Origin of the sequence: Geotalea daltonii FRC-32, assembly GCF_000022265.1 — a bacterium.
Taxonomy (GTDB): domain Bacteria; phylum Desulfobacterota; class Desulfuromonadia; order Geobacterales; family Geobacteraceae; genus Geotalea; species Geotalea daltonii.
Genome location: NC_011979.1, coordinates 1075438 through 1099948, shown reverse-complemented (window position 1 = coordinate 1099948; position 24511 = coordinate 1075438). Strand labels below are relative to the sequence as shown.

The 24511-nt window shown below is 50.2% G+C and carries 28 protein-coding genes; 20 read left to right on the top strand and 8 right to left on the bottom strand.

Annotation, left to right across the window (positions count from 1 at the left end):
- Positions 1-25: 25 nt before the first annotated feature.
- The 3 genes from GEOB_RS05015 to GEOB_RS05005 are packed head-to-tail and all read right to left on the bottom strand — an operon-like array spanning position 26 to position 4564.
- Positions 26-2533: a mannose-1-phosphate guanyltransferase gene (locus tag GEOB_RS05015; protein ID WP_012646097.1), complete on the bottom strand. Its 2508-nt coding sequence runs from the start codon at positions 2531-2533 to the stop codon at positions 26-28.
- 32 nt (positions 2534-2565) lie between these two features.
- Positions 2566-2940, bottom strand: coding sequence for a response regulator (locus tag GEOB_RS05010; RefSeq protein ID WP_012646096.1), 375 nt, complete (start codon positions 2938-2940; stop codon positions 2566-2568).
- On the bottom strand, positions 2933-4564 hold the full coding sequence (locus tag GEOB_RS05005) for a GAF domain-containing sensor histidine kinase (protein ID WP_041267068.1): 1632 nt from the start codon (positions 4562-4564) through the stop codon (positions 2933-2935). Before GEOB_RS05005 ends, GEOB_RS05010 begins: the two co-directional genes overlap by 8 nt.
- A gap of 265 nt (positions 4565-4829) precedes the next feature.
- On the opposite strand from GEOB_RS05005, the gene GEOB_RS05000 reads away from it, so the two are divergent.
- Complete coding sequence (locus GEOB_RS05000; protein WP_012646094.1) at positions 4830-5363, top strand: DUF523 domain-containing protein; 534 nt, start codon at positions 4830-4832, stop codon at positions 5361-5363.
- Here the strand turns inward: GEOB_RS05000 and GEOB_RS04995 are convergent.
- The gene (locus GEOB_RS04995) at positions 5360-6049 is read right to left on the bottom strand and encodes a Crp/Fnr family transcriptional regulator (RefSeq protein WP_012646093.1); all 690 of its coding nucleotides are present in this window, start codon (positions 6047-6049) and stop codon (positions 5360-5362) included. The genes GEOB_RS05000 and GEOB_RS04995 overlap by 4 nt on opposite strands.
- Before the next feature lie 122 nt (positions 6050-6171).
- Positions 6172-8205, bottom strand: a complete 2034-nt coding sequence (gene tkt / locus GEOB_RS04990; protein WP_012646092.1) for a transketolase — start codon at positions 8203-8205, stop codon at positions 6172-6174.
- A 256-nt stretch (positions 8206-8461) separates the two neighbouring features.
- Here tkt and merA point away from each other — a divergent pair, with 256 nt between their 5' ends.
- Complete coding sequence (gene merA / locus GEOB_RS04985; protein WP_012646091.1) at positions 8462-9865, top strand: mercury(II) reductase; 1404 nt, start codon at positions 8462-8464, stop codon at positions 9863-9865.
- Between the two features lie 33 nt (positions 9866-9898).
- Here the strand turns inward: merA and GEOB_RS04980 are convergent, their stop codons facing one another.
- Together GEOB_RS04980 and GEOB_RS20395 are read right to left on the bottom strand one after the other, a co-directional pair.
- Positions 9899-10849: an integron integrase gene (locus GEOB_RS04980; protein WP_327049807.1), complete on the bottom strand. Its 951-nt coding sequence runs from the start codon at positions 10847-10849 to the stop codon at positions 9899-9901.
- Positions 10849-11265, bottom strand: a complete 417-nt coding sequence (locus GEOB_RS20395; RefSeq protein ID WP_230199016.1) for a hypothetical protein — start codon at positions 11263-11265, stop codon at positions 10849-10851. The genes GEOB_RS04980 and GEOB_RS20395 overlap by 1 nt, the downstream gene beginning before the upstream one ends.
- Positions 11266-11353: 88 nt before the next feature.
- Here GEOB_RS20395 and GEOB_RS20650 point away from each other — a divergent pair, with 88 nt between their 5' ends.
- The 6 genes from GEOB_RS20650 (at position 11354) to GEOB_RS04950 (ending at position 15546) form a co-directional block, all read left to right on the top strand.
- On the top strand, positions 11354-11713 hold the full coding sequence (locus tag GEOB_RS20650; RefSeq protein WP_012646090.1) for a hypothetical protein: 360 nt from the start codon (positions 11354-11356) through the stop codon (positions 11711-11713).
- A gap of 129 nt (positions 11714-11842) precedes the next feature.
- The gene (locus tag GEOB_RS20390; protein WP_012646089.1) at positions 11843-13117 is read left to right on the top strand and encodes a DUF5677 domain-containing protein; all 1275 of its coding nucleotides are present in this window, start codon (positions 11843-11845) and stop codon (positions 13115-13117) included.
- A gap of 55 nt (positions 13118-13172) precedes the next feature.
- Positions 13173-13619, top strand: a complete 447-nt coding sequence (locus GEOB_RS04965; RefSeq protein ID WP_012646088.1) for a hypothetical protein — start codon at positions 13173-13175, stop codon at positions 13617-13619.
- A gap of 8 nt (positions 13620-13627) precedes the next feature.
- Entirely contained in the window at positions 13628-14107 is a 480-nt protein-coding gene (locus GEOB_RS04960) for a hypothetical protein (protein WP_012646087.1), read from the top strand.
- Positions 14108-14656: 549 nt separating this feature from the next.
- Positions 14657-15013 (top strand): hypothetical protein, encoded by a 357-nt coding sequence (locus GEOB_RS04955; RefSeq protein WP_154650456.1) that lies wholly within the window; start codon positions 14657-14659, stop codon positions 15011-15013.
- A gap of 65 nt (positions 15014-15078) precedes the next feature.
- Complete coding sequence (locus GEOB_RS04950) at positions 15079-15546, top strand: hypothetical protein (RefSeq protein WP_012646086.1); 468 nt, start codon at positions 15079-15081, stop codon at positions 15544-15546.
- A gap of 77 nt (positions 15547-15623) precedes the next feature.
- Here GEOB_RS04950 and ltrA read toward each other — a convergent pair whose 3' ends face one another.
- Complete coding sequence (gene ltrA, locus GEOB_RS04945) at positions 15624-16964, bottom strand: group II intron reverse transcriptase/maturase (protein WP_012646085.1); 1341 nt, start codon at positions 16962-16964, stop codon at positions 15624-15626.
- A 1032-nt stretch (positions 16965-17996) separates the two neighbouring features.
- Here ltrA and GEOB_RS04940 point away from each other — a divergent pair.
- The 12 genes from GEOB_RS04940 to GEOB_RS04880 all read left to right on the top strand — a co-directional run bounded on the left by GEOB_RS04940 (position 17997) and on the right by GEOB_RS04880 (position 24479).
- Complete coding sequence (locus GEOB_RS04940; protein WP_012646084.1) at positions 17997-18446, top strand: hypothetical protein; 450 nt, start codon at positions 17997-17999, stop codon at positions 18444-18446.
- A gap of 71 nt (positions 18447-18517) precedes the next feature.
- The gene (locus GEOB_RS04935) at positions 18518-18868 is read left to right on the top strand and encodes a hypothetical protein (protein ID WP_012646083.1); all 351 of its coding nucleotides are present in this window, start codon (positions 18518-18520) and stop codon (positions 18866-18868) included.
- 67 nt (positions 18869-18935) lie between these two features.
- Positions 18936-19385 (top strand): hypothetical protein, encoded by a 450-nt coding sequence (locus GEOB_RS04930; RefSeq protein ID WP_012646082.1) that lies wholly within the window; start codon positions 18936-18938, stop codon positions 19383-19385.
- A 118-nt stretch (positions 19386-19503) separates the two neighbouring features.
- Positions 19504-19974, top strand: coding sequence for an SseB family protein (locus tag GEOB_RS04925; RefSeq protein ID WP_012646081.1), 471 nt, complete (start codon positions 19504-19506; stop codon positions 19972-19974).
- A gap of 115 nt (positions 19975-20089) precedes the next feature.
- Positions 20090-20341, top strand: a complete 252-nt coding sequence (locus GEOB_RS04920) for a hypothetical protein (RefSeq protein WP_012646080.1) — start codon at positions 20090-20092, stop codon at positions 20339-20341.
- A gap of 106 nt (positions 20342-20447) precedes the next feature.
- Positions 20448-20918, top strand: a complete 471-nt coding sequence (locus GEOB_RS04915) for a hypothetical protein (RefSeq protein WP_012646079.1) — start codon at positions 20448-20450, stop codon at positions 20916-20918.
- Positions 20919-21000: 82 nt separating this feature from the next.
- The gene (locus GEOB_RS04910) at positions 21001-21663 is read left to right on the top strand and encodes a hypothetical protein (protein WP_012646078.1); all 663 of its coding nucleotides are present in this window, start codon (positions 21001-21003) and stop codon (positions 21661-21663) included.
- A 62-nt stretch (positions 21664-21725) separates the two neighbouring features.
- On the top strand, positions 21726-22130 hold the full coding sequence (locus tag GEOB_RS04905; protein WP_012646077.1) for a hypothetical protein: 405 nt from the start codon (positions 21726-21728) through the stop codon (positions 22128-22130).
- Positions 22131-22213: 83 nt separating this feature from the next.
- The gene (locus GEOB_RS04900; RefSeq protein ID WP_012646076.1) at positions 22214-22675 is read left to right on the top strand and encodes a pyridoxamine 5'-phosphate oxidase family protein; all 462 of its coding nucleotides are present in this window, start codon (positions 22214-22216) and stop codon (positions 22673-22675) included.
- An 85-nt stretch (positions 22676-22760) separates the two neighbouring features.
- Positions 22761-23306, top strand: a complete 546-nt coding sequence (locus GEOB_RS04895) for a CDC27 family protein (protein WP_012646075.1) — start codon at positions 22761-22763, stop codon at positions 23304-23306.
- A gap of 79 nt (positions 23307-23385) precedes the next feature.
- Positions 23386-23547 (top strand): hypothetical protein, encoded by a 162-nt coding sequence (locus GEOB_RS04890; RefSeq protein ID WP_012646074.1) that lies wholly within the window; start codon positions 23386-23388, stop codon positions 23545-23547.
- 539 nt (positions 23548-24086) lie between these two features.
- Complete coding sequence (locus GEOB_RS04880) at positions 24087-24479, top strand: hypothetical protein (RefSeq protein WP_012646072.1); 393 nt, start codon at positions 24087-24089, stop codon at positions 24477-24479.
- Positions 24480-24511 lie beyond the last annotated feature (32 nt).

Below are 24511 nucleotides of genomic sequence, written 5' to 3'. Positions count from 1 at the left end.
CCGAACTTCGAACCTCGAACTGTTTTTATTGCAGCTCCTTTTTCCATTTCTCCACTTTTTTCCGATACTCGTCAAGCAGCCGGTGGGCCACCTTCTGGTCCTTGGCCTCGGCAATAATATGCACATAGGGGTTGTACTGGTCCGGAAGCACCAGCACCCAGTCCTCTCCGAAATGAACCTTGATGCCGTCGATGTAGATGGCCTCCCTCTCCAGGCTGTCCTCGCTCATCTTGCGCATGATCCCCCCCTTCATGTCCCATACACAGGGAACCCTGCCCTGGAGGAACGTCCGCCGGGGGATGTCATCCAGGATGCGGGACAGGGGAATTTCTGCAGCCGCAGCCAGCTCAATGGTTTTGGCGATGGTAAACATACCGTCGAAAGCCGCCTGGAATTTTGGAAAGGCAAAGCGTCCATCCATGGACCCGGCCATTATCACCTCCGAAGACTGGGCAGCTTCGATCATGGATCGTTCGGCACTCTTGGTACGGCGGACCGAGCACCCCTTCTCATGTGCCAGCTGCTCGATAACCGACGGTGCTGAAACAGGCACGGCAAATGCCCCCCTGACTCCGGTTTTTAACGAAAGAGCCACCAGCAGGGTGAGAAATTCCGAAGGCTCATAGAGCCTTCCCGTCTCATCTACAAGAATAACCTCTTCAGAGGTGGTATCAAGCCAGAATCCCGCTTTTGCCTCCAGAGAGGAAACGATTTTTGCCAGTTGTTGCAAGCTCTGGGCGTTGTTTTCCGGTTTTTTCGTCACCCGCTCTTCATCGATGTAGGCGTTGATACCGATAACCTCACAGCCCATATCGTTGAGGATAGCCGGCAGAGTCTGACCAGCGGGGGAGTGGTTGAAATCCACCACCACCTTGAATCCGGCCTTTCTCAGCAATTCCATGTCCAAAGCACGGGCAAACCCCTCCCGGTAAAAATCGGCCACCTGAGGCAATTCGCTGATCCCCCCGGGCTCCATATGATGGGCACGGCGGAAGTTTTCCTTGTAAAAGATCCGCTCCACGTTCTTGCCCATGGAACTGGAAAAGTCCAAGCCATCGGCATCGAGAAAGACAATCTCCGTGGAGGCCGGATCATCTATGGCCTGGCGGAAGTGAACCCCACCGCCTTCGCCAAAAGTGCGAAGCTTGTAACGCATTATGGGCAGCGACACCATCTTCAGGTCGCGCACATTGACGCCTGCAGAAAGTATGCCGCCGAGAAAGCTCCGCTTCAGCATCCGCGAAGAGAGGGAGGCATCACGCCCAGCCAGGACAAAGCTACCCTTCTGCAGCGATGTGCCATAGGCACATCCAAGCTTGGCGACAAATTCCGGAGTCAGTTCGATATTGGTAAGCCCCTTGATCATTTTGCCTTCAAAGAGCGATTTTTTCCACCGTTCGCCCCAAATGAGGTTGCCCGTTACCGTTGATCCCCCCTCGATCACCTTGCGCGGCCAGATCTTCACATCACGTTTGATGTACACTTCTTCACCGATGGAGGTGTCGTCGGCAACGATGGTCCCTTCTTCCATGACCACGCCCTGGCCGACACTGACATTGTTGCAGATGACACTGTCGGTAATCTTGGCCCCCCGCTTGATGTAGACGTTATCCCAGATCACGCAGCGGGAAAGCCGCACGCCCGGCTCAATGGTGCAGTTGCGGCCTATGACCGTGTCTTTCAGCTGGGCATTGTCCTGTACCTGAGAGTTGTCACCGATGACGACGGTGCCGTCGAGAATGACACTACGATCAAGTTTGACATCGGCACCGATGCGCAGGTCCTTGCCGATCAGGTCCTGCTTGTGGGCATCGATGCGGGCATATACCTTGCCCCGCAGGATATCGTGATGGGCCTCCCGATAGGAATCGGTATTGCCGATGTCCCGCCAATAGCCTTTAAGCGGAAAACCAAACAGGGGCTCCTTCTTTTTCAGCAGTAGCGGAAACAGGTCCTGGGAGAAGTCGAAATTTTCCCCCTCGGGAATGTATTTGAATATCTCCGGTTCTAGCACATAGATACCGGTGTTGATGGTGTCGGAGATGATCTCGCCCCAGCCCGGCTTCTCCAGAAACTGGGTTATCCGCTTCTCCTTGTCGGTTATGACCACGCCGAACTGCAACGGGTCTTTGACGGAGGTCAGGGTAATGGTCGCCAGGGCCTTGTTGTCTTCATGGAAATTGAGCACCTTCTGCAGGTTGAAATCGGTAAGAAGATCGCCGCTGATGATGAGAAAGCGCTCCTTGAGGTATTTCTCCGCATATTTAACAGCACCCGCTGTGCCCATATCCTCCAGCGGCGTGACGTACGTAATTTTGACACCGAAATCGGCGCCGTCCCGGAAAAAATTCTTGATGACATTGGGCTGGTGGTAAAGGAGCAGCACCAGGTCAGTCACGTGGTACTTCTTCAAAAGTTCGACGATGTGGAGCATGATCGGTCGATTGAGGAGAGGAACCATAGGTTTTGGAGTATTACAGGTCAGGGGTTGCATGCGGGTGCCGAAGCCACCGGCCATAATAACTGCTTTCATAGAAACATCACTCCTTTACATTAAATTGACATTCAATTGGATTTTATTCGCCCTTTCTTTTCCAACACCCGTCGTATCTCATCCTTCAGCTCCTGCAAATCACTGGATTTAACCACGTAGGCATCGGCAAGCCAGGCGGAGAAATCATCCTTGTAAAAGGAAAAAGCGCTGGATAAGATTACCGGCAGTTCGTGACGATCTTTGACTATCTGTTGAAGTAGTTCTATGCCACTCTCATTCTTCAGTTTTATGTCCAGGATGACCAGGTCCACCCCATTTGCTTTAAGCTGCTCAACCGCCTCTGCGGCAGTAGCGGCAGTGATCACCTCGTAGCCCTCGTCGGTAAGCTCTTGCGAATAGAGCAGCCTGATATTGGCCTCATCGTCCACCACCAGTAATTTACTCATTTAAGCTTTCTCCTTTCTTGATGGGTAGCTTCATTTTATAGACCGTTCCGCCGCCGGGACGGTCTTCAATGATGAACTCGTTGCCGTGCCGCTCCAGGATTGCACGGCAAACGGGCAAGCCGGTGCCCGTGCCAAGCTCCTGGGTATCGACAAAGGGAGTGGTCAATGATTCCCGAATCTCTTTCGGCATGGCCGGACCGGTATCGCTTATTTCCACCACTACGGAATCGCTCTCCTGGCTGGTCTTTAGCCGGATCTCACCGTTATCCGTCATGACCTCCATGGAATTGATAATGAGAGCCCTGACACAGTAGCTTATCTGTTTATAGTCGATCCATACCATGGGCAGGTCGGCAGCCAGGTCGAGATAACTGCTGATGCCCCGCTGCTTCAGCCGCTCGAGCATTTCCACATAAACGGAGCTTACCAGCTGGTTCACATCCCACATGTCCATGGCGGGAAACAGAGAATCCGAATAGCTGAGCACCTCTGCAAGCACATTTTCCAGCTGCTTTGCTTCGGCAACTATGGTCTCGATCTGAGCCCTTCTCTTGTCGTTCTCGTCGCTGTTCTTAAGCAACGAGCGGGCAAAACCTCCTATTATCATAAGCGGGTTTCTGATGGAATGGGCGATGCTGGAAGTGATCTTTCCCACCAGTGCCATTTTCTCCATCTTGACGATCAGCTCCTGCTGTTCCTTGAGTTTCACGTTGGCAGCAGTCAGCTTGGTCAGTTCCTCCCTGAGCCGCTCGTGCAGAGACGCCCGTTCCAGGGCAAAGGCCACGGGAAAGGCAAAGGTTTCCATGGACTGCATGTCCTGAACAGTAATCGGCTTGTGGGTGACGCAGTTGTCGGCGACGATGACCCCGATGCGCCGCTTTCGCGAAATGAGCGGCGTAACCAGGAAACAGTCCACACCGAGAACCGCAGCCAGTGCAGGATCAACATCCGGATTGTGAAGGGCATCCTCCACCAGTAACGGTTTTTTCCCCCTCAGTGCCCGGTTCAGAATGTGCGTTTCATCGGTGAGCGGCACTGACAGCCTCTCCAGGATATCCTGAAACTTGACCTTTTCCGACGACAGCTTGGTCTTCTGGAAATTCCTCGCCATGCCATGCAAAGAGTCATTGGTTCGATCTATATCCTGCCAGATTTGCCAGGCTTCCTCGTAGTTTCTCGGTCCTACCCCCAGATATCCCTTCAGATATTGGCGATCCTTGTCAGCCATGAGCAGAAAGGCCCGATTCATGCCGAAACCCTTGCCGGCGGTAATGGCCGTCATTGCCACCGACAGGACCTCGTCCAGATCCATGGATGTCTGCAGCACCACGCTAAGTTCATGGAGGAACTTCATCTCCCGGGTCTTTCGGTTGACAAAGTTAGTCATGGAGGCCAGCCTGGCCTTCTGTTCCTGATACTCGGCCACGATCAGCGGCAGAATAGCGGACAGGGGGGCTCCCGAATCCTTCAGGCGCTCCATGTCATTCTTGAACCGGGGACACTCCAGGCATTTCTCCATGATTCGCTGCTGCAGCGCGCCATAGAGCATCTCCTCCCCCTCCATGATATATGGACAATCTGCGGAGGATATTTCTTTCTTCGTCCAGCAACACTCCCAGTCCAAGCAACCTCCGTGAAGCAAGTTCAGCAATCGGCAAAGTTAACAGTTTGGCAGGCCACTACTCGTGCGGTGTTTCCTGTTAAATGACCTATCAGGGTGCGGAAACTGCAAAAGTATAACAGCAAGGACTGTTTTTTCAAGCCGACTAAGATTTTCGCCATTAAAATAATATCAGCATGATATATTGTGCGGAAACGGCCACAGCCCCCCCCCCAATAGACCGCTGCCCCATGCGGTCAGCGCCACAGGCCAAAAGGACGCTTTATAAATGGAACTTGAGGACCGCAGGCCCGAAAACAAATTAAAGATCGGCGTCAGCTCATGTTTGCTGGGAGAGAAGGTCCGCTACAATGGCGGGCATAAGCTTGACCCCGTCATCACCGATACCCTGGGCAGGCTATTTACCCTGGTCGGAGTATGCCCCGAAACAGGCTGCGGCCTGCCCACACCAAGGGATGCCATGCGCCTGGAAGGAAATCCGGCGGAGCCGAACCTGATGGTAATAAGAACCCGCCAGGACCTGACTGTCCCGATGCAGTATTTCTGCCAGATGGAAGTCATACGGCTGAAAGGACTGGCCTTGTCAGGGTTCATTTTCAAGGCGAGATCGCCCAGCTGCGGGCTTTGCCGGGTAGAGGTCTTCAATGAAGGAGTTTCCGCCGCAACCGGCAGGGGATTGTTTGCCGAAGCCATGGTCCGCCAATTCCCGCTGATGCCCATGGAAGAAGAGGAAACGCTGCACCTGACGGCTGTCCGTGAATCCTTCATTCAGCGAGTGCTGGACTATCACGATACAGACTAGGAACCCTTTCCTATCAGTCCCTTCAACCGCTCCATATCATTTACGACCACCCGCCCGCCATCCACCTCTATAAGCCCCTCCTCCTTCAGTTTCCTGAAGGTGCGGGACAGAGTCTCGCTGACCGTCCCCAAACGGGATGCCAGTTCCCCCTTTTTCATGTCCAGATCGATATAGGTCTTGCCCTGAAAAGAGGTGGATTTCCTTTCCGCCAGTTCAACCAGGTAAGCGGCAAGCCGCGCCGGCACATCGGCAAAGGAAAGTTCCTCGATCTGCCTGGCAAATCGGCGCAGCAGAAGGGAAAGGGACACTATCAGATTCAGGGAGAAACGTGGATTTCTCTCCAAAAGCCCCATGAAAGCCTCGCGGGGGAAGAAAATCGCCTCGCCGTTCTCCATGGCCTTGGCCTCGGCGGGATATTTGCCGTCGCCGAAAAAGGCGGCCTCGGCAAAGGTTTCCCCGGCATGGACAAAATGTAACACTTTCTCCCTGCCGTCTGGGGAAATTTTACACAATTTCATGGAACCTTCAGCCAGAAGATAGAAGCCATTGGCAACCTCCCCGTCCGTAAAGAGGGATTCCCCTTTGGCAAAAGGACGTTTCACGGCAATCGCCTCCACCTGGGCCAGGTTCTCGTCATCCAGCCCGGAAAAGAGCAGGGATTTTTTCAGAATTTGCGGAATTTCCATTGGTACTCCTCAGGTCAAAAGCTTCATCCACAGCTTATACCGATTTCATTGATTATAAACCCCAAAAGGTGGTTGGAGATTCTTCTCATCTTGGCCCCCTGCTCTCTTGCGCTCGCTTCCCCCTATTCCATAGGGGAGATCGAGGGGGGTGCAGGTTTCCTTTTCAGGTGTTTTACGATCCGCTCTGCCACCGACTCAGGCGTCAGACCGTATTTTTCCGCCAGCACCCTGTCGGGGGCAGACGCCCCGAATGCCTCCACTCCGATGAAGAGGCCGTTCCTGCCCAGAAGCCGCCACCAGAGTGCCCCATGGCCGGCCTCAACGGCCACCCGCACCGATCGTCCCCCCAGCACCGACTGTCGGTAGCTCGCCGACTGGGCCAGGAAGGTCTCCAGACAGGGTATTGAGACAATCCTGGCGCCAACGCCCTGTTTCGCCAGGAGATTTCCGGCTGCCATCGCCAGCGAGACCTCGGAGCCGCTGGCCATGATGGTTACCAGCGGAGTATCCGCGGTTTCCACCACATATGCCCCCCGCAGAACTGCTTTCGGATCGAAGGCATCTTGACGGAGCAGGGTCGGCACCTTCTGCCTGGTCAGGATCAATGCCGTCGGGCCTGATTTTTTCGCCAGGGCCGCATTCCAGGCCATGGCCGTTTCCGTGCCGTCTGCGGGGCGAAAAACGGTAAGATTGGGAATGAGACGCAGCGCCGAGATCTGTTCCACCGGCTGGTGGGTCGGCCCGTCCTCGCCGAGCAGTATGGAATCATGGGTGAAGACATAGACGACCTGCAGCCCCATCAGTGCGGCCAAGCGGATGGAAGGGCGGCAGTAGTCGGAAAAGGCGAGGAAGGTACCGCCAAAGGGGATAAAACAACCATAGAGGGCCATGCCGTTCATCATGGCGGCCATGGCATGTTCGCGGATACCGAAGTGGATATTGCGCCCGGCAAAGGATCCGGCGGCTATGGAACCTGCGCCCTTGATACCGGTGTTGTTGGATGGCTCCAGGTCGGCAGAACCACCCACCAGAGCCGGTACCAGAGCAGCCGCCTGCTGGATGACGCGCCCGGAAAGGGAGCGGGTCGCCCCGTCGGCTCCGGCCGATGCCTTCAGCAGCTTCTCGTCCAGTTCAACCGGCACCCGGCGCTGCCACATCTCCTCCCACAGGGCTGCCTTTTCAGGATTGCGCCGTTGCCATTGTTGAAAGCCTTTCTGCCACGCGGCGTATTCTCCCTTCAATTCCTCTGTCCGCCGCCGGCAAAGAGCCCGCACTTCAGCAGGCACATGAAATGTTTCTTTCGGCCAGCCCAGAGCCTGGCGTGTTGCCAGCGCCTCCTCGGCACCGAGTGGAGAACCGTGGGCCGCCGCCGAATCAGCCTTATTCGGGCTGCCATGGGCAATATGGGTCCGGGCGATGATCAAAGAAGGGAATTCCTTCTCCGAGCGGGCCGCACCCAAGGCCGCCTCTATCTGGTCAAAGTCGTGGCCGTCGATGCGCTGCACATGCCACCCCAAGGCCGTGAATTTTTTGCCGACGTTCTCGGAAAAGGCAAGCTCGGTCTTACCCTCGATGGTAATGCCGTTATCGTCATATATGTAAACGATGTTGCCCAGTTTCAGATGACCGGCAAGGGAAGCCGCTTCCGAACTGATGCCCTCCATGAGGTCACCATCGCTGACAATGGCATAAATGCGGTGGTCGATGGGAGAGAACGTGTCGTCGTTGAATCTGGCGGCAGCCATCTTTGCCGCCAGGGCCATACCGACGCCGTTGGCAAACCCCTGGCCAAGGGGGCCGGTGGTTACTTCAACACCGGGAGCCCCATGTTCTGGGTGTCCCGGAGTACGGCTTCCCCATTGGCGGAAGTTTTTCAGCTCGTCCATCGGCAGGTCGAAACCGAACAGGTGGAGCAGTCCGTAAAGGAGCATGGACCCGTGCCCGGCCGAAAGGATGAAACGGTCACGATTGGGCCAGTCCGGCTTCTCGCAGTTGAAACGCAGATGGTTGTGCCACAGGGTGAAGGCATAATCGGCAGCCCCCATGGGAAGCCCCGGATGGCCGGAGTTAGCCTTCTCCACGGCATCAACCGCCAGCATCCTCAGTGTATTTGCCCCCAACCGCATCTGTCCTTCCGTGAGCCGCTGCTTATCCATGGCAACCTCCATTCTCCAAAAAGAATCCCTATTCCACATCATGTTGACTCCGCTGTCAATCATCCTTTATCAGGGCTTTGCAAAACGCCATGAAAAAGACCTCGCCAATTTCTGCAAGATCTCCACCCGTGTACCGGAAAGCGGCTGAAGAGCCAGGTGCCTGATGGTTTCGCAATGCAGCCCTGCCGGTTGTTTTCAAAGCACCCATTGCCAGGGGTCGAGGTTGAAGTAAACTTAGTTGCCAGGGAGGATGTGCATGTCCGCTGAAGATGTAATCATCGTAGGTTCCGGTTCCACCGCCTTTGCCGCTGCCCTGCGCGCCCAAACCCTTGGGCTGCGGGTGAAGATGATCGAAAAAAGCGTTCTCGGCGGGACCTGCATCAATTGGGGCTGCATACCGAGCAAAACCTTGATCCATGGCTCCTTTGTGCGCCATACGGCCATGGCCGGCGCACAAATGGGGACCGGTACGGCAACCGACGGCATTGATTTTCCGTTGTTCTTTGCCTATAAAGATCAAGTTGTAAACCATCTTCGGCAAACCAGATATCTGAACGTGCTCAAGAAGGCGCCTAAGGTGGAAGTGGTAAAAGGGACGGCACGATTTATCGCCCCCGATGCCGTTCAAGTGGAAGAGCAGGTCTTTCGCAGCCGGAAAATACTGATCGCGGCCGGCGGCCACCCCCGCACCATCGCTATTCCCGGACTGGACAAGATCCACTATCTCACCAGCCGAAGTGCTCTCCTGTTGAAAACGATCCCCGAATCACTGGTTATTATCGGTGGTGGCGTCATCGCCGTTGAACTGGGGCAGATGTACCTGAGAATGGGAAGCCGGGTAACGGTGCTGGAGCATGGCAGGCGCCTGCTCCCCACGGTCGAGGAAGAAATAGTCATGGCCATGCAGGAAGCATTGGCAGCAGAGGGGATGCAGATCGTCGTCAATGCCTCGACCTGCTCCGTAAGCCAGGAAGGAAATACAACGATAGTTGAAGCCGAAGTTGACGGAACCACACAGCAGTTCAGGGCGGAGAAACTGCTGGTTGCCGTCGGCACCGCACCGGCCACGGCAGACATCGGTCTGGAAAAGACCGGAATTGAGCTGGACGGTAAAGGTTTTATCCGGGTCGATGGGCAGATGCGCACCAATGTGCCGGGCATCTGGGCCGCCGGCGACATCGTGGGGGGGATGATGATCGCCACGGTCGGCGCACGGGAAGGCATAGTAGCCATAGATAACATGGTGAATCCCGGCTGCGGCTGTCTCATGGACTACCATTCTGTTCCCATGGCCATCTTTACCGATCCGGAAGTGGCCATGGTCGGCTACACGGAAGGTGCAGCCCGCAAGGCAGGTTTCTCCGTAAGCGTCAATACCATGCCCATATCCGCCGTGCCCAAGGCCCATGTGACAGGTGATACCCATGGCGCCATCAAGATGGTTGCCGACTCGGAAAGCGGCCGGCTGCTGGGCGTCCATCTATGCTGCCACCGCGGGGCGGATGTCATCAACGAAGCCGCCCTGGCCATCCGTTTCAAGCTGACCATCGACGATCTGGCGGGCATGCTGCACGTCTACCCTTCCATGGCCGAGGGGCTGCGCCTCTGCGCCCAGGGGTTCAGCCGCGACATCAGCCGGCTTTCCTGTTGCGCAGAGTAGCGTGAAGAGTGGAGGCTGTGATCAGCCTTTGCCTTATGGTCCTAAATCCAGCGGGCTTTTCGGCTCCTGGATGGTCCGCACCGGCACGCAGTGTGTGTAGATCATGGTGGTCTTGAGGCTGGCGTGGCCAAGCAGTTTCTGTATGGTGCGGATGTCGTAGTTGGCCTGCAGCAGGTGGGTTGCAAATGAGTGGCGGAAAGTGTGGGCAGTAACCCGCTTGGGGATGGCTGCTCTGCGAACAGCGACATAGAGGGCCTTCTGCAGTTTCGATTCATGCACATGCCAGCGCCGCCGCTGGCCGGATTCCTCCATCAGAGTCAGAGACTGTTGGGGAAAGAACCATTGGTGTATCAGCTCCTTCGGCGCCTTGGGATATTTCTTTTCCACAGCGTCATCGAGAAACACCCCGTCGTATCCATCCGCAAGATCTTTCACATGTAAGTCGCTCACCCTTTTAATTTGCCTTTGCAGTTCTTTTACGATTGATTCCGGCAGTGGCACCGTCCGATCCTTCTTCCCCTTGCCGTGAATCGTCAGAATCCCCGCGTCAAAATTGAAATCACGCACCCGCAGTTGCAGGCATTCAAAGAGGCGCAGTCCGCAGCCGAACAAAAGCTTTACGATCAGGCTGTAGGGGTAGTACAGATTTTCAATGATGCCATCTATTTCCTCACGAGAGAGTACTACCGGCACATAAAGGGACTTCTTCGCACGCGGTACGTCACGCAGTTCGCCGAAGTCGCGCTTCAAGGCATGGCGGTAAAGAAATAGGAGGGAGTTGAAGGCCTGATTCTGCGTCGAAGCGGCGACGTGACATTTTACTGCCAGGTATGTCAGGTATTCTTTGACGTCGGCAGTCGTTAGCTCTGCCGGCGGTTTGTTCTTCAAGAAGCGCTGGAACTGGCGGGACCACAAGGCGTAGGTTTTCAATGTCTTGCGAGAATAGTGCCGCACCTTGATTTCATCAGCCAGCTTGCCTATCACTATGTCCCACTCGGAAGAATCGGATTCTCTTGATAGCCAAGTTCAAGGTAGAAGGACTTCCTATCACTGCTTAATCGAGCCTTTTCAGATGTCTTTCCTTCCAACTTTTTAGCCTCTGATCCTTGAGCTCTGTATACAGATGTTTCGTCCTTTGAGCTGCCTCTAATCATCTTGAAATAGAGATTAACGGCATGCTGAGCCTGTTTTCGCTTTTCTTCGGGCTGCCCTTTCTGCTCAAGCTTCTTTAGGAACAAGCTAGTACGATGAGCTTCCTCTCCTGCCACTTTGTACTTCTCACAAAAATCAAGAAAGTACCGAAGCCACTTAAAGTGATCTACGAGACCGGCACCAGTGACACCGCTTTTGCCGCAAAACGCCTGGTACTGTTTGTAAAGGTGGTGAGGGAGCACAATCATCGTTTCATCCTTATAGTTTTTAATTCACGTTTTATCAAAAATTGCGTATAGTTTGCGATAAAAATTCTCAATAAAAATCGAGGATAATGTGAAGACCCGTCTGACACTAAAACCTGGACAGCATGGGACCAAAACTCTGACGAAGAAATACGGGGACGCCCTTGTCTGCGTCAGGTTCCGCTACGATCCGGAAACAAATGAAAGAATCAAGACGGTGGAATTGGTAGTCGAACGTAGCGACTGGACACCACCTCGGCCACGAATCACACATAACACCTTGGTCCCTCTCAGGATTAAAGCCACTGATATGGCTACACGTAACAAGGCAAAAGCTGCAGGCGGTCGGTGGAACCCAGATAAGCAACTGTGGCTTGTTCCCTACGGGCAGATTGTAGGCACACCACTGGAAAAGTATATAGATGTAGATGGGTTTGATAATAAACAGTGACCCCCTTCTATCTACATATATATAGCAAAGGCCTATATAGGTGTAGATAGAACCATATACACCTATATTGACCCATATACATGTATATAGAGCATTCTAACTGCTCATTAACGAGTTATCAAAGGTCATATGAAAAAAATCGGAAGAAATGAGCCCTGTCCTTGCGGGAGTGGCAAAAAATTCAAAAAATGTTGTGATTCTAAAGACTTTCGGTTGCGAGTTGATGAGTCAGGCGACTTGCTAAGAGAGTATAGTATTGATGACGATGAACTACTTTCGGCTTTGCGGGGACAAGTAGAGGTATTTAGGGAGATCTTCGGTAGAGAGCCCCTTGATGATGACCCCCTTTTTCTCGAAAAATATTTGATAACTCCCGAAGAAGTTAAGAACAACATGATAGCTGCAATGGAAAAGTCTGGTATCAGTGCTGATTTAATATACGCATACAAAAAGACCGGCTATCTCATTTCCTCATCAAACCTAGATAAATTTCCCGGGCGAGCGCTAATCGAATGGGATGATGCGCAAAAAGAGTTCCAAAAGCATGGTGGCGACCCGTACGAGAGCTCTAAAGGCTTTGTCATAAAACAATTAGTAGGAGAGGTCCAAAGGGAAATTACGTCATTAATTTACCTTTTTGGGTTCATTGGTGATCGGTACATAAACACGCTAGGGCCTGATCAAAGCAATGATTATTTCATCCTTACTCATGTCGACTACATCTGTTTTTGTTTAACTAAATCCCACAGAACTCTTCTCTCTATTAAGACATTGTTAGATAACAGAATGAGTGACGATGCCTATTCGTTGACACGTAGCTTATATGAAAACTATCTTCATATTATCTACGTTTTAAAGCATCCATCTCAAGTCCATGATTTAGTTGATGCCGTCATAGGTTTGCACGCTGGAACACATGAGTATGAGAAAAAAGGCAAAGGTTACAACAAGAAAGTTATTGTTGATAAGAAGACAGGGCAAAAATACATGGGGCAGATATCTGGATTCACGATGGCTGAATCTTCCTTTGTCCAGTCTGATGTCAATTTCTTTGACGTCTTTTACCAGAAAAGTTCTCAAGTTCTTCACCCGAATATCATGGCTTTCGAGGGACTCATCGGAGATAAGGGTTTAAATGCGCTGCAAACGAGACGCCATGATGAGGCTGTCTTCTACTCTGTAATGGTGGGAGGGATGGTTGTACAGGCGGCAAGATCATTGCCTGATGTTAACCAAATATTAAAAGCAGATATTAATACTGTCCTAGGACGGGTAAGGCTGAAGCTTATTACAATGTTAGAGTGTCTTGCTGAAGACTCCAAAGACCTGCTATATCCAAAGTATGAGATTGACGTTTTGCTACAAAGGTTAAATGACATGGAAGCAATTGATAACAAAGCGTAACAGCGGCCATGCCGCTGTACTCTCAGGCGTTATGCATTTTTAAAGGAGAGGCTAGATGTATTTTTGGAAGACACGGTTATTAGAGGAAGACCTAAAAAGGAACTCTATCAATGAAACTGGTTTCAAGAATTACTATATGGGGACTTCAGTCCTTACAACAATTTGCTTCTATCTCGCAATGTTGCAGCCTCCCGAGAACATGCAAGCTTTGGCTACTGAGTCGCTAGTAACATTAATTATCACAATCGTTGGGATCAATGCGGCGTTCAAGGCAAATGGTGGTGGTACGGGAAGTCGCTTTATTGAGAAAGCAGTTTCACTTTCCTTCCCTCTTCTGATCAAGGTCATGGTTGCTGGCCTCGTAGTTGGGGTGGTTATTGGTGTATTAGAGATGGCCGGAACCAGTAAGTTTCAACTGGAATGGGGAACTACAATTTCGATTATTGCAATTGAGGCTGTTTTTTATTGGCGTCTCGTTGCTCATATAAAACGCACAGCATAACAAGGAAGATGCACCTGACCATGAAGCCGTCAGGTGATCTCCCGACCCGTTATACGAAAGAAGAAATGACAAAAAAAGAAGAGCAAAATTTACCAGCATTTGAGGATGCGGAAGCTCAGTTCCAAGAGTTTCTGAAAACGGTTGAATGGCCCGGCGAGTTGATCTGGATATGCGCAGACGATGTTGCTGTTTCCGGAGACATTTTGATCGTACATCCCAACAAAGAAGGACGAGAACAGGCAATAAGAGGCTACAAGAGAGGCATTAAAAAGCATTTAGGCATTTTGCTAAATGCAATCTGCCGCGACGACTTCCGCACCTATTGCGCCGTATGGAATCCTTCAGATCAAACAGAAGCAGAATATGCGCTAATGCCGCAAGGGTTGAAGTTTTCTGTCCCGAGTGAAAGACGGCAGGCGAAGATCATAACAGGGCAAATTAAATGGTGGTGGCTGAAATGGAACGCGACGCCGTGGCAACTGAAGTAGAAAGCAAAGACGTATAACACGCGGTTAGAGCTGGCTTCGCAGCTCACCCGCGAGCCGTTCGACAGAAAAGACCTCCATATGATTGAATGCAGAAAGTGCAAAAAAAAATGCAGGTGGCCCAAAGGGTGAGCGATCTGCTGTATGGCTTTTTATGACTCTGTTCCCTTTGGCGTACTTTTTGGGATGGTCGCTGCTCTTTTTGCTACCGTTAAGCTTCTACGTCTATAAGCACGTAACTCTTCACGGTTTATATGCAATAACTGTCTAACCCAAACGTTCCCAAAGTGCGGAACTGAAACCAAAGACGGGCAATACTGCAAAAACTGTAAAACCTTGATTTGCCCCTTTTGCTCGCATACCCAGCCCTACTCAACAAGTATTTCATGGCCGGTCACCATTCTGCTCTTGCTTCTTTTCCCTTTGGTTCTGCTGGTGGGTCTGGTTTCCATATGGCTTCTGCTTGATATCTATCTCGTTTATGTGCTCATATCAGCACCACGCTGCGAAGGTTGTGGCGAGAAGATTTATATTTTTGGTTATTAATACATCATGTCCGAAGCCGTTAGCGGGAAAAGAAAAATCATGAGTGATGCGATTAATAGCCAAGGGAAAGATAGGTTGCGGTATTGGATGATAAAAGTAGCCGCTGTAGCAGTCCTCGTCCTGATTGGCTACAAGATTCCGACGATTTGGCCCCCACTATGCGTTGCCGTCTGGGGGGTGTACGCCCTATCTCTGATTACTTCATCATTCTTATTGAGAAAACCAGAAGGATCAGAGGCTGAAAAAAGGCATAAGATCAAGAAAATCGTCTCCTTTGTTGGCAATATTGCTACTGCAGCCTTAATTTCAGCGCCAGTAGTTGTAGGGCACTGGTACAGGGTGATGTACTTCGGGAACCGCTAACAATCGGGTGGAGCAGTAGCTAAAACCCGCGCTGCTCACCCTAAAGCCGTTAGGCGGACAAAACTATGGACAACTTCATTTCACTCGAAATCATCTGGCAAGACGATGACCTAATAGAAATACAGGCATCATCATCTAGTGGTAAGTTCTTTGGTGTAACTGAGGTCTATACGAACTATGAGGATCTCGACGCCTTAGCAAACGCATTAGTAGGGTTCCCGCATTCCGTAGATGAACGTGTCGAGTTTAATGCAGGTGCAAAGGACGGCTATTCTTTTGTTTCAATAAGCTTCTATTGTTTCTCAAATTCTGGTCATACCGCTGCACTTGTGGACTTAGAAGCCAATATTGCCCAAAATCAGCGCAAAAACGAAAAGCACAAGGTAACAATGGAGGTGCAATTCGAAGCACAAGCAATTGACAGTTTTCAGAAACAAATCAGTAGCCTTATAAGGAATAAGGCTGGTAAAGCTCTACTAAGCGGTATAAAGCCATGTACACAAAACATTCTGAAAGGCGGAATCTGTGCCTAATCGGGTAAGGGGGAGCTTTTCTCTCCCCCTCCCCACACCACCCGGCATGCGGGTCCGCACCGGGCGGTTCGCTGAAGTTACCGAGCCGTAGCCGGGTAATGAGTCTTCACCCACAGTTCTTTGACAGATATGAGACCTTGATCTTTCAGCCATTGATTGGTCATACCGTGCTGAGCGGCCAGTCGGCGAGCCATGGCCCACGGACCGCCACGATTCAGTCCTGCTCTGATGGAAGTTCCTAGTTGAACTCCCAGTTTCAGCAGATTCCGAATCTTGGTGCGGCACCACCGCCACTGTTTCCAGTAACAGAGCCGCACCCTGCGCCTGATCCAGCCGTCTATCTCCGGGATGTCGTGGTAGGCCTCGGAAATCCCGAAGTATCCCATCCAGCCACGGATGTAGGTGGACAGCTTGTTCAGCCGGTACTCCATGGAGACGAACCAGCTTCTTCCGGTGTACTTCCTGACCCGGCGGCGAAACTCCTTGTACGCCTTGTCAGACCAGAGGATTTTGGTGCCCTTGAAGACGAAGCCAAGGAAGCTGATTTGGTCGCTTTTGGCAACCTTGCTTTTGTCTTCGTTGACCGTGAGCTTGAGCTTTGTCGTGAGATGCTTCCTCACGCTTCCCATGACCCGTTCGCCAGCCCGCTCGCTTTTGACGAGAATAACGAAGTCATCGGCGTAACGGACGAACTTGTGGCCACGTTTCTCAAGCTCTTTGTCCAGGTGATCGAGGAGGATGTTGGCAAGAAGCGGAGAAAGCGGACCGCCTTGGGGAACGCCCATGCGGGTCTTTTCCAGTCTTCCGTCAACCTCCACCCCGGCTCTCAAGTATCTGCCGATCAGGGCGAGCACGCGCTTGTCGCGGACCTTCCTCCCCACAAACGTCATGAGGAGATCGTGATTGACCGTGTCGAAAAACTTGGCAAGGTCGATGTCCACGGCAATGCGGTAGCCCTGCCGGAGATACTCCCGCAGCTGCCGCACGGCATCATGCGCCGAACGGCCGGGGCGGAAACCGAAGCTTGATTCCGAGAATCCGGGATCGAAGATCGGCGTGAGCACCTGGGCAATGGACTGTTGGATCAGCCGGTCCAGCACAGTGGGGATACCCAACGGGCGGTTGCCGCCCGTTGGTTTCGGTATCTCCACCCGAAGAACCGGCTTTGGAAGATAACTACCTGTCGCAAGCGATGCGCGGATGTCGCCCCAGAGAGGTCTGGTAATGTCGGGAAAGTCGTCGATGTTCACCCCATCGACACCGGGTGCGCCTTTGTTAGCACGTACCCGTTTCCACGCCAGTTCCATATTCTCTGGGGACAGAATCCGCTCCAGTAGGTGGTTCTCCGGAGTTTGCGGATCAACGACGCGCTTCATCGGCACTCCCCCGGACAGGTTCTGTGTGTCGTGAAAGCTCATTGGGGCTTACCTCCTCTTCATCGTTTAGCCCTTCGGCGGGGTAAGTCTTCCGGGGTTCTTCCCCGGCTTGTTTCCAGTTGCCGGATCGCTTGCGGCAACGTCCTATCGCCTACTATGGCTTCTGCTGACTCCTGCCCCATCACGGCAGCTGTTACCAGATACCGCGCCATTAGACTTCAATGGCATGTGAGACAGGTCTCCCCGGATAAGAACGTGAACTGTCGCTACACAACCGCAGCATTTACCATTTCTCCTGAATCCATGGGACTTCGTCATGTTGTGCTGACTTGCCCGGATGACGGCCTTATATGCTGTTTCTGTTCGTCGGCTCATAGCTTTGCGCTCCGGCTTCCTCCAGACCCCTCCTCGCGGAGACGCCCTTGCCTTCGGCTAGTACTTTGGTTACGCTGTCGTCTCGACAGTGCTGGATTCACCGTACAGGGGACTTGCACCCCATAAGTTCACGCCCATGCCGGGCGTACACCAGCGGCTGCAGCGGACCGCAAGCGGCCGCTGAGCCTTGAGCCGTTGGCCAAACGAAAGAATATGAAGACAGAACCCAAACAAAACGAAAGAAGAAAAGTAATTTTCATCATGCTCGGATTGCTACTGGTGTCAGGTGGGAGTTACGGTGCTACGAGATGGTATAAGATTTCTCACTACCCGAAATGGCTTGAGGCTGTACGGATAGGAGATACGGAAGCATCTGTCATAAAAAAGATGGGTAAACCTGACGGAATACAAAAAAGACCTGAGCCTTTGTGGTGCCGCGAGGCGAACTGCGATCATGAATATTTATATGGGCATTCAATTCCGCCAGAGTGGTGGGTAGTAGGATTTAGCTCTGACGGGCGCGTAATATCAAAGTCAGAGCTGAACTCTCCGTGACGAAGGAGAGGAATTTACCGTATTTGCTGTACAGACAGAGCTATAGAGAAGCGATGCCCAACACCGGCATAGACGCTGACGCGGCAGGATAAAGCCCTGCCGCGCAGGTCATGCCGAGCCGCCGTTGGACGACAAGGAAAAAGAATGAAAAAAATGCTTTTCCTCCTTTTGGCGGGCTTGCTTATTTCGTGTGCTTCAACCTCCGAAGAGGAAGTTGTAATTTCGAATAAATCTGAGAAGGTGACTGAAAATACATTGACGATAAGACCGTCAAAACCCATCAGAACAACAAAGTACCCATTCAACTTTCTGCTAATTGCAGTTCCGTCAGCGTACAAGCAGAAATCCAAAGGCTGGGCGCTGGTAGCACCGAATGGAGACAAGATTAAAGTTGCTGCTATCTTGAAAACCAAAGACGGAATAAAAACCAGATTTGACCATGTCGGCTTCATGTATGGAAATCAGAAGCAGTACCTTTTGCTATCAGCAGATCCATATGAAAAGCTAAAAGAAGAATATGTAGAAGTCGAAATTACCGCATCGCAGGCATTCGTGGCCGATGAGATTAAATGGCTAAATACGGCAAAGTACTGATGTCCAACTCTCGGCGGCACACCGACCGCTGACGCGGCGGGTGCGCCTCATACACGTTATGCGGAGAAAAAATGAAATCTGACAACCCAAGAAAATTTGCAGCCATGATGAGCGTTCTTTCCGCAGTTGGTAATGTCGGTGCAGTTGCAATTATCATAAATGCGGCAGGCTTGAGGGAATTTATGGCCATTGCCCCCACAAGTCCCAAAATCATGTTCCTTCTTGTAGCAGGATTCTTTTCACTAGGAATAGCCGTTGCGTTGCTTGTGCCTACAAAATTAAGCAAAAAAAGCCAACTGATAGCCGTCACTGTATCTATCACGATATTTATCCTTGCTGCGGTCCAGATGTCGATGGTCCTAATATTCGTGCTGCTCTGGCCCTGGTCTCTGTATAAGTTTTATAAGAGCGAGGCCGCATAACCATGCACTAGAGACGGACGCAGCTTCGCCGCGCCGCTCAGCGCCGAAACCGTTGGATGAGGGGAAAATGATTCCAGTCTATGGCAGTTTGATAACTATCCTCGTATGCATGACCATTCCTCCGCTCATCGACAAAATGAGTAATAAAAGCGAGAAGTGGAGTTGGAAACGTGCGTCGATCGCGTATGGAGTGATAACGGTTTTCGTTCTTGTAGTGCCGGTTATGACTTCTGCTGAACAATACATCCTCTTGATAATGCTCGTATTAGCTGTCGCAGTAGCAGCGTTAATTGGCCCTCTTACCTACTTGGGCACATCAACTGTTTTGCTGCTTTCAACGGTGGTTTTACCGATTTTGATTTTATGGGACATCACAAGATACCAAGGGATCAAAGAACCGATGAAATTCGTGTTAAAGGCGATGAAATGGCATGAAATGGCGGTCTCTGTCGTATTAGGACTCATGACTCTATTGATTACAAGAAATGTCCAGCAGCGCTTAAAAAGTCGAAAATGAGCACGGCTGAACTACATGAGGAAAGAAAGCATCCAACAGGCCCTTGGACACCGACCGGGGCTGAGAAACGCCCCGGGCGGGTCAAGGGCGCAAGCCGTTAGGCAAAAAAAGGATAACTATGTGGCCATTTAAGAAAAAAAGTAGCGGATCGAATATTGACGTAAACAAGCCAGTTGAAAATCCGGATCTAGTGGCCGCAATTCAAAATCACGCAAATCACAACTCAAACGAAAGCACGGTGGAGTTAGTGGAGGCAATACGAAAGGCTGTATTCCTGGCCGCTATTGACGAGAGAGGGCTCAATAAACAAGAAATTGGAAAAGGTGAAATAGAAATTCAGAAGGGGAGCAAGTTTGGAATTCTTGAAGTCCAAGACTCAGACAACCGACGATTATTGACTCTATTCACTGACTGGAAAGAGTTCCAGAACTACGCTCCGTCCCATTTTTCAGGACTAATAATGCCAAGCAACCAAGTAAGCAGCTATGTTCAAACAGGTTCGTATGACGGAGTAGTGATAAACCCTGGCGGAAATGCTTTACCAATTTATAGGAATTTGATTGCGCATATCTTCGGCGAGAATGCCTAACCAGCGGCGACAGCGGTCTTCGCTGGCGCTCCGCCGCTGGCGCCTTGAGACGTTATACATCAAAAATTAAAAAGTGCTCCACCAAGGCACAATTACCCAAGAGGAGGAAATGAGTATGGCAACCGAAATCGCAATGATCAAACTTTGCTACCAACCATCTAAGTTTGCAGGAGAAGAACTAACTGAAATAACAGCAACTGTTAGTTTAAGTAGGCCTACAGATGAAGCTGAAATATCTAATACACAAATAACAATTCACTACCTTAAGCGAGAACTTCAAGACAAAACTCTTAACGAAATCTACACGTATATTCTGAATCAGGCAAAACAAACCTTACAGATTGACGTAGACGAGTTTCCCGCCTAGTCAGCGCCTCTGCTACTGTGTTGATTATGAAATTTTTTATAGGTCTAAGAAGAAACTCTTGGGCCTTTCTTACAGTGTTCATTATTACCTCCCAAAGTGGAGAGAAATGTATAACTTGCGCCTAGACCAGTCTCCACTTCGTTCCGCTGGTCAGGCTTGTGACGTTGTACAAAAGAAAAAAATGAACGAATCGGAAACTTACAGTTGGATATTTCTGTCGGTACCTGAAAAGCCTGCGTCGTTGCAGGAAGTCATTGCGACGGCTGACGGCCTCAACCACGCGATCCCGACTCACAAGGAGCTACAAACAAGCTTGGGTTGGCTTATCCAACAGGGATTGGTGTGTAAGGTCGGGAAGAAATACTCACTGACGGAAGAAGGCATCGAGCTAAGGAAAAACCTGACAAAAAAATCGAAGACATTGATGAAAAGCTGGAACATGGTGGCGAAGAAGTTCGAGACGATGGTCGGTGCCTCAGCAATCGAGGAAGATGTAACAGAAAATGACGTAGCGAGAGCGTATTCGGCATACAAAAAATGCTTTTGGCAGACATATGAGAAACTGAAAAAGACATAAAGTCCAACCACGCGCAACAGCGAGCGGATGAAGCCCGCCGCTGTGCTCTCAGGCGTTAACTGATACAAGAGGAGGTTGAAAGTTGAGAAGAATATATATGCTGCTAGTGCTAGTGCTGATTTTTGTTGCGACTGCTGCTTTTGCAGTTGATGCGCCACCAGCTCAAGTCACCCTAAACCTAACGGAAGACGCAGTGAAGTTTTTTAAGGCTGCAGTCTGGATTGGTGGAGGATTCGTTACAATTCTAGCAATATTGGGAGTTGCTTTCTTTGGATTCGATGTTAGAAAAGCACATGCCTCGATTAATGAGTCAACTACTGAATTAAAAAAATTACTAACTGACGCACAAGCACTACATGCTGAGATAAAGAAGACGCATGAAGAACTAAATGAACTGAGGTCAAAATACGAAATAAATGCAAAAGAGCGTGAGAAGAACATAGAAGAGTTAGGCGCGAAGATAGAAGATCTTACCGACAAGGCAGCCGCTGTCGAACCAACCGAGACCGCAGTTGTCGTCCCTGTTGCCGAGGAGAAACAAGAGCCTTCACGTGATATACAGACTTTGATTCGAGATGTTATCGATAGTAGCAGTTTCGAGTGGACGACTATTCACCGAATCATGAAGAAAACGGGATTGCCGCGAGAACAAATTCTAGAGATAACACGGGAAATGTCTGACATAGAAATCAGCTTCGGTAAGAAAACAAAAGATCACATCTTTAAAATCAACCCCCACAGCTAACCAGCGCCAAGACCGGCCGCAGCCGGTCAGGCTTATGGCGTTGAGCAATGGAAAGAAAACGAATGGAACAAGAAGTAAAGACTTTCGAGACATCAGTAGCGTTAAGAATTGTTTATGCAGTGCTGTTCTTAATTTCCCTCTGGGTTGCCTTCCCCCCTTACTCAGGCAGACATGCAACAACATTGATGCTCCCGTTTATGCTGCCGATCTATTGGTATTTCCTTTTTTTTACTGCGCATAGAGTTGAAATTTATAAGAGCGGAACCTTGTTATGCAGGTCCATCCTGCGGAGGAAAACGCTTTATGCTACTGACATTTCAGAAATACATGATGGCTTGATGGTCATAAAGATCATTACTAATAAAGGAGCGATTAGAATCACAAATCTTATAAATAATCCTGAGTCGTTGACAACTGAGTTGCAGAAGCTGAATCCCGATATCATCACCAATGGTTACAACAAGTAAGGGAATGCTCAACACGCGGCGGCACGCGGTCTACGCTCCGCTCCGCCGGTGCGCCTTGTGACGTTATCTGAAAGGAATAATGCATGATGAGAAGACACGAAAAAGAAATTAAAGATCAGCCAACTCTCAGAGCTGTTATTCAACAATCGATGGTCTGTCGACTTGGACTGAGCGATGGTTATCAACCATATGTTGTGCCGCTCAGTTTTGGGTATGAGGATGGTTATTTATATTTCCATGCTGCTCACGAAGGGCGGAAAATTGAGATAATCAGGAGAAACAACTCCGTTTGCTTTGAATTTGATGCAAATACTGAGATCGTAGAAAACGAAGAAGCTTGTGATTGGGGCATGAGATACAAAAGCGTCATTGGATTTGGCAAGGCAATTTTCATTGAGGATATTGAAGAAAAGCGTAGAGCTCTAAAAATTATAATGAAGCAGTACTCGAATCGTTCGTTCTCATTTCCAGAGCAGTCTGTTGCTAGCACAACAGTTCTCAGAGTCGAAATAGAGAGTATGGTCGGCAAGCAATCCGGATACTAGCAATACTGCATTTTTCAGATAACCAAGCGCAACAGCGGTGAACCCGCTGTGCTCTCAGCCGTTGGAAGGAAAAAGGATGATTTCGATGATTTCAAAGACATTTACCTCTATCATGGTTTTCGTTCTTCTTTGCAGCACAGCATGTAGTCGAGAGGCTATCGAATTCCCCCAAGCATGTGTCGAAAACAAACCTAAACGAGATGCCGCCCTTAAAGCTAAAGACTGGAACGCGCTTGAGGTGGCTGCCGTAAAGTTTATTGAGGGGTGTGATAAAGCATATGGGGATGAAGAGTTTGCAAAAGCACATGCTGAGCTATCACTTGTTCTCCGTCACAGAAATGACCCTAAGAATGCGGCAGAATTTGCTGACAGAGCTATACACTCCTCGAAGGAGCCAGATTTTCACATCGAGAAAGCACGGTGCCTAATCCAATTAAATAAACTAGAAGAGGCTAGACTGGAACTGGATGTGGCAGAACTGATGAGTACGCTGGCACTAAAAAACAATGAACTGCGAAAAATTGCTTGGGCGCCTAGAGAGGCCCCTGATTACGACAAAAAGAGGCTAAACTACGAAAGCATCCTGGAATCAATAAAGGAAGCGAGAATGCAAATTCCGGCTGCCAAGTGAATAGGTGAACTCCAACAAGACAGTTGACCGGGCCGAAAAACACCGCCCGGTCAACTGCCGCGCCATTATGCGAGAAAAAATGAAGAATAAAGATAAACACGATTACAAGGTCGGCTTCAGCGGGACCACAATATCCAAAAAAGAAGCCAATAAGGTTGGAGTAGCATTGCTCTTTGGATTCGTTGGAGTTATCGCAATTGGCCTTACTTTTGGAATCACAAATAACAAGCGATATGCATAATTTCTTTAAGCTTAGCGGGTATTGGATATTTCGGCATCGCGAATCGACTCTTCAAAGATTGATAGACCAGGAGTTCCTGGCCTAGGTGATGTGAGCAGATTATGAAACTGGTAATCCAAAACGGCTGTAGGCATACGTTAACTCGGAAGGAATTTGAGCCGATCCTTGTTCTTTTCCCTCCAAAATGGAACAACGGAGTGAATACAATTACTTTCTATAAAAGCGAGAATTTGGAGCTGGGAACTCGGTACTTCGAGAAGGAAAAGGTTTTGGGGGTATTCTGGCCCAAGGAGTCGGAGGACATACACGAGAGACTGAAAGCAATTTCAGAAATCCTCATAAGTCTTGATTGCATAAGCGAGAATCGAGTGCTTTGCCTGGACAAATCGAATCTTGAGTATTTCTTGGATAGGACAGCATCAATACGAGAAGATTGCTACCGTATGCTTGCCGACAAACGCGCATAACCATCGGCGGCTGACGGTCGCGGGAAAAGACTCCGCGCCGCAGCGCCTCACTACCGTTATCTGAAGGAAATCATGACAAGCAAATCGGAAAAAAGAAAATTCCTAACGGCGATCGGGCTCTCATATGTGTTGTGCCTGCTTATAGTGTGGGATAGCGCGGAACGAGCAAGGTCAATGCAAATAATCCTTGCGACTTGGTCAATTGCTCTTAGCCTTGATGTCGGCTTGTATTTAATACGAAGAAAATATGAATCAAATAGAATAATAAGACTGTTTATTGCTGCTGGATGGCTGATTACCTACATGATCTACGGACTCACCTTTAGAAGCTTGATTCATCATGTGTATTTTGTAATGACCATGGCGGTCTTTGTTATCATTGGTTCTTTCATTGTTGATATCCATCAGAGCGACGAAATAGATGTTTCAAAACGAGCAGATAACCAGGAAGATACACCGGCCTGATGGCCGGTGATCTCCCGGCCCGTTGAGAGAAT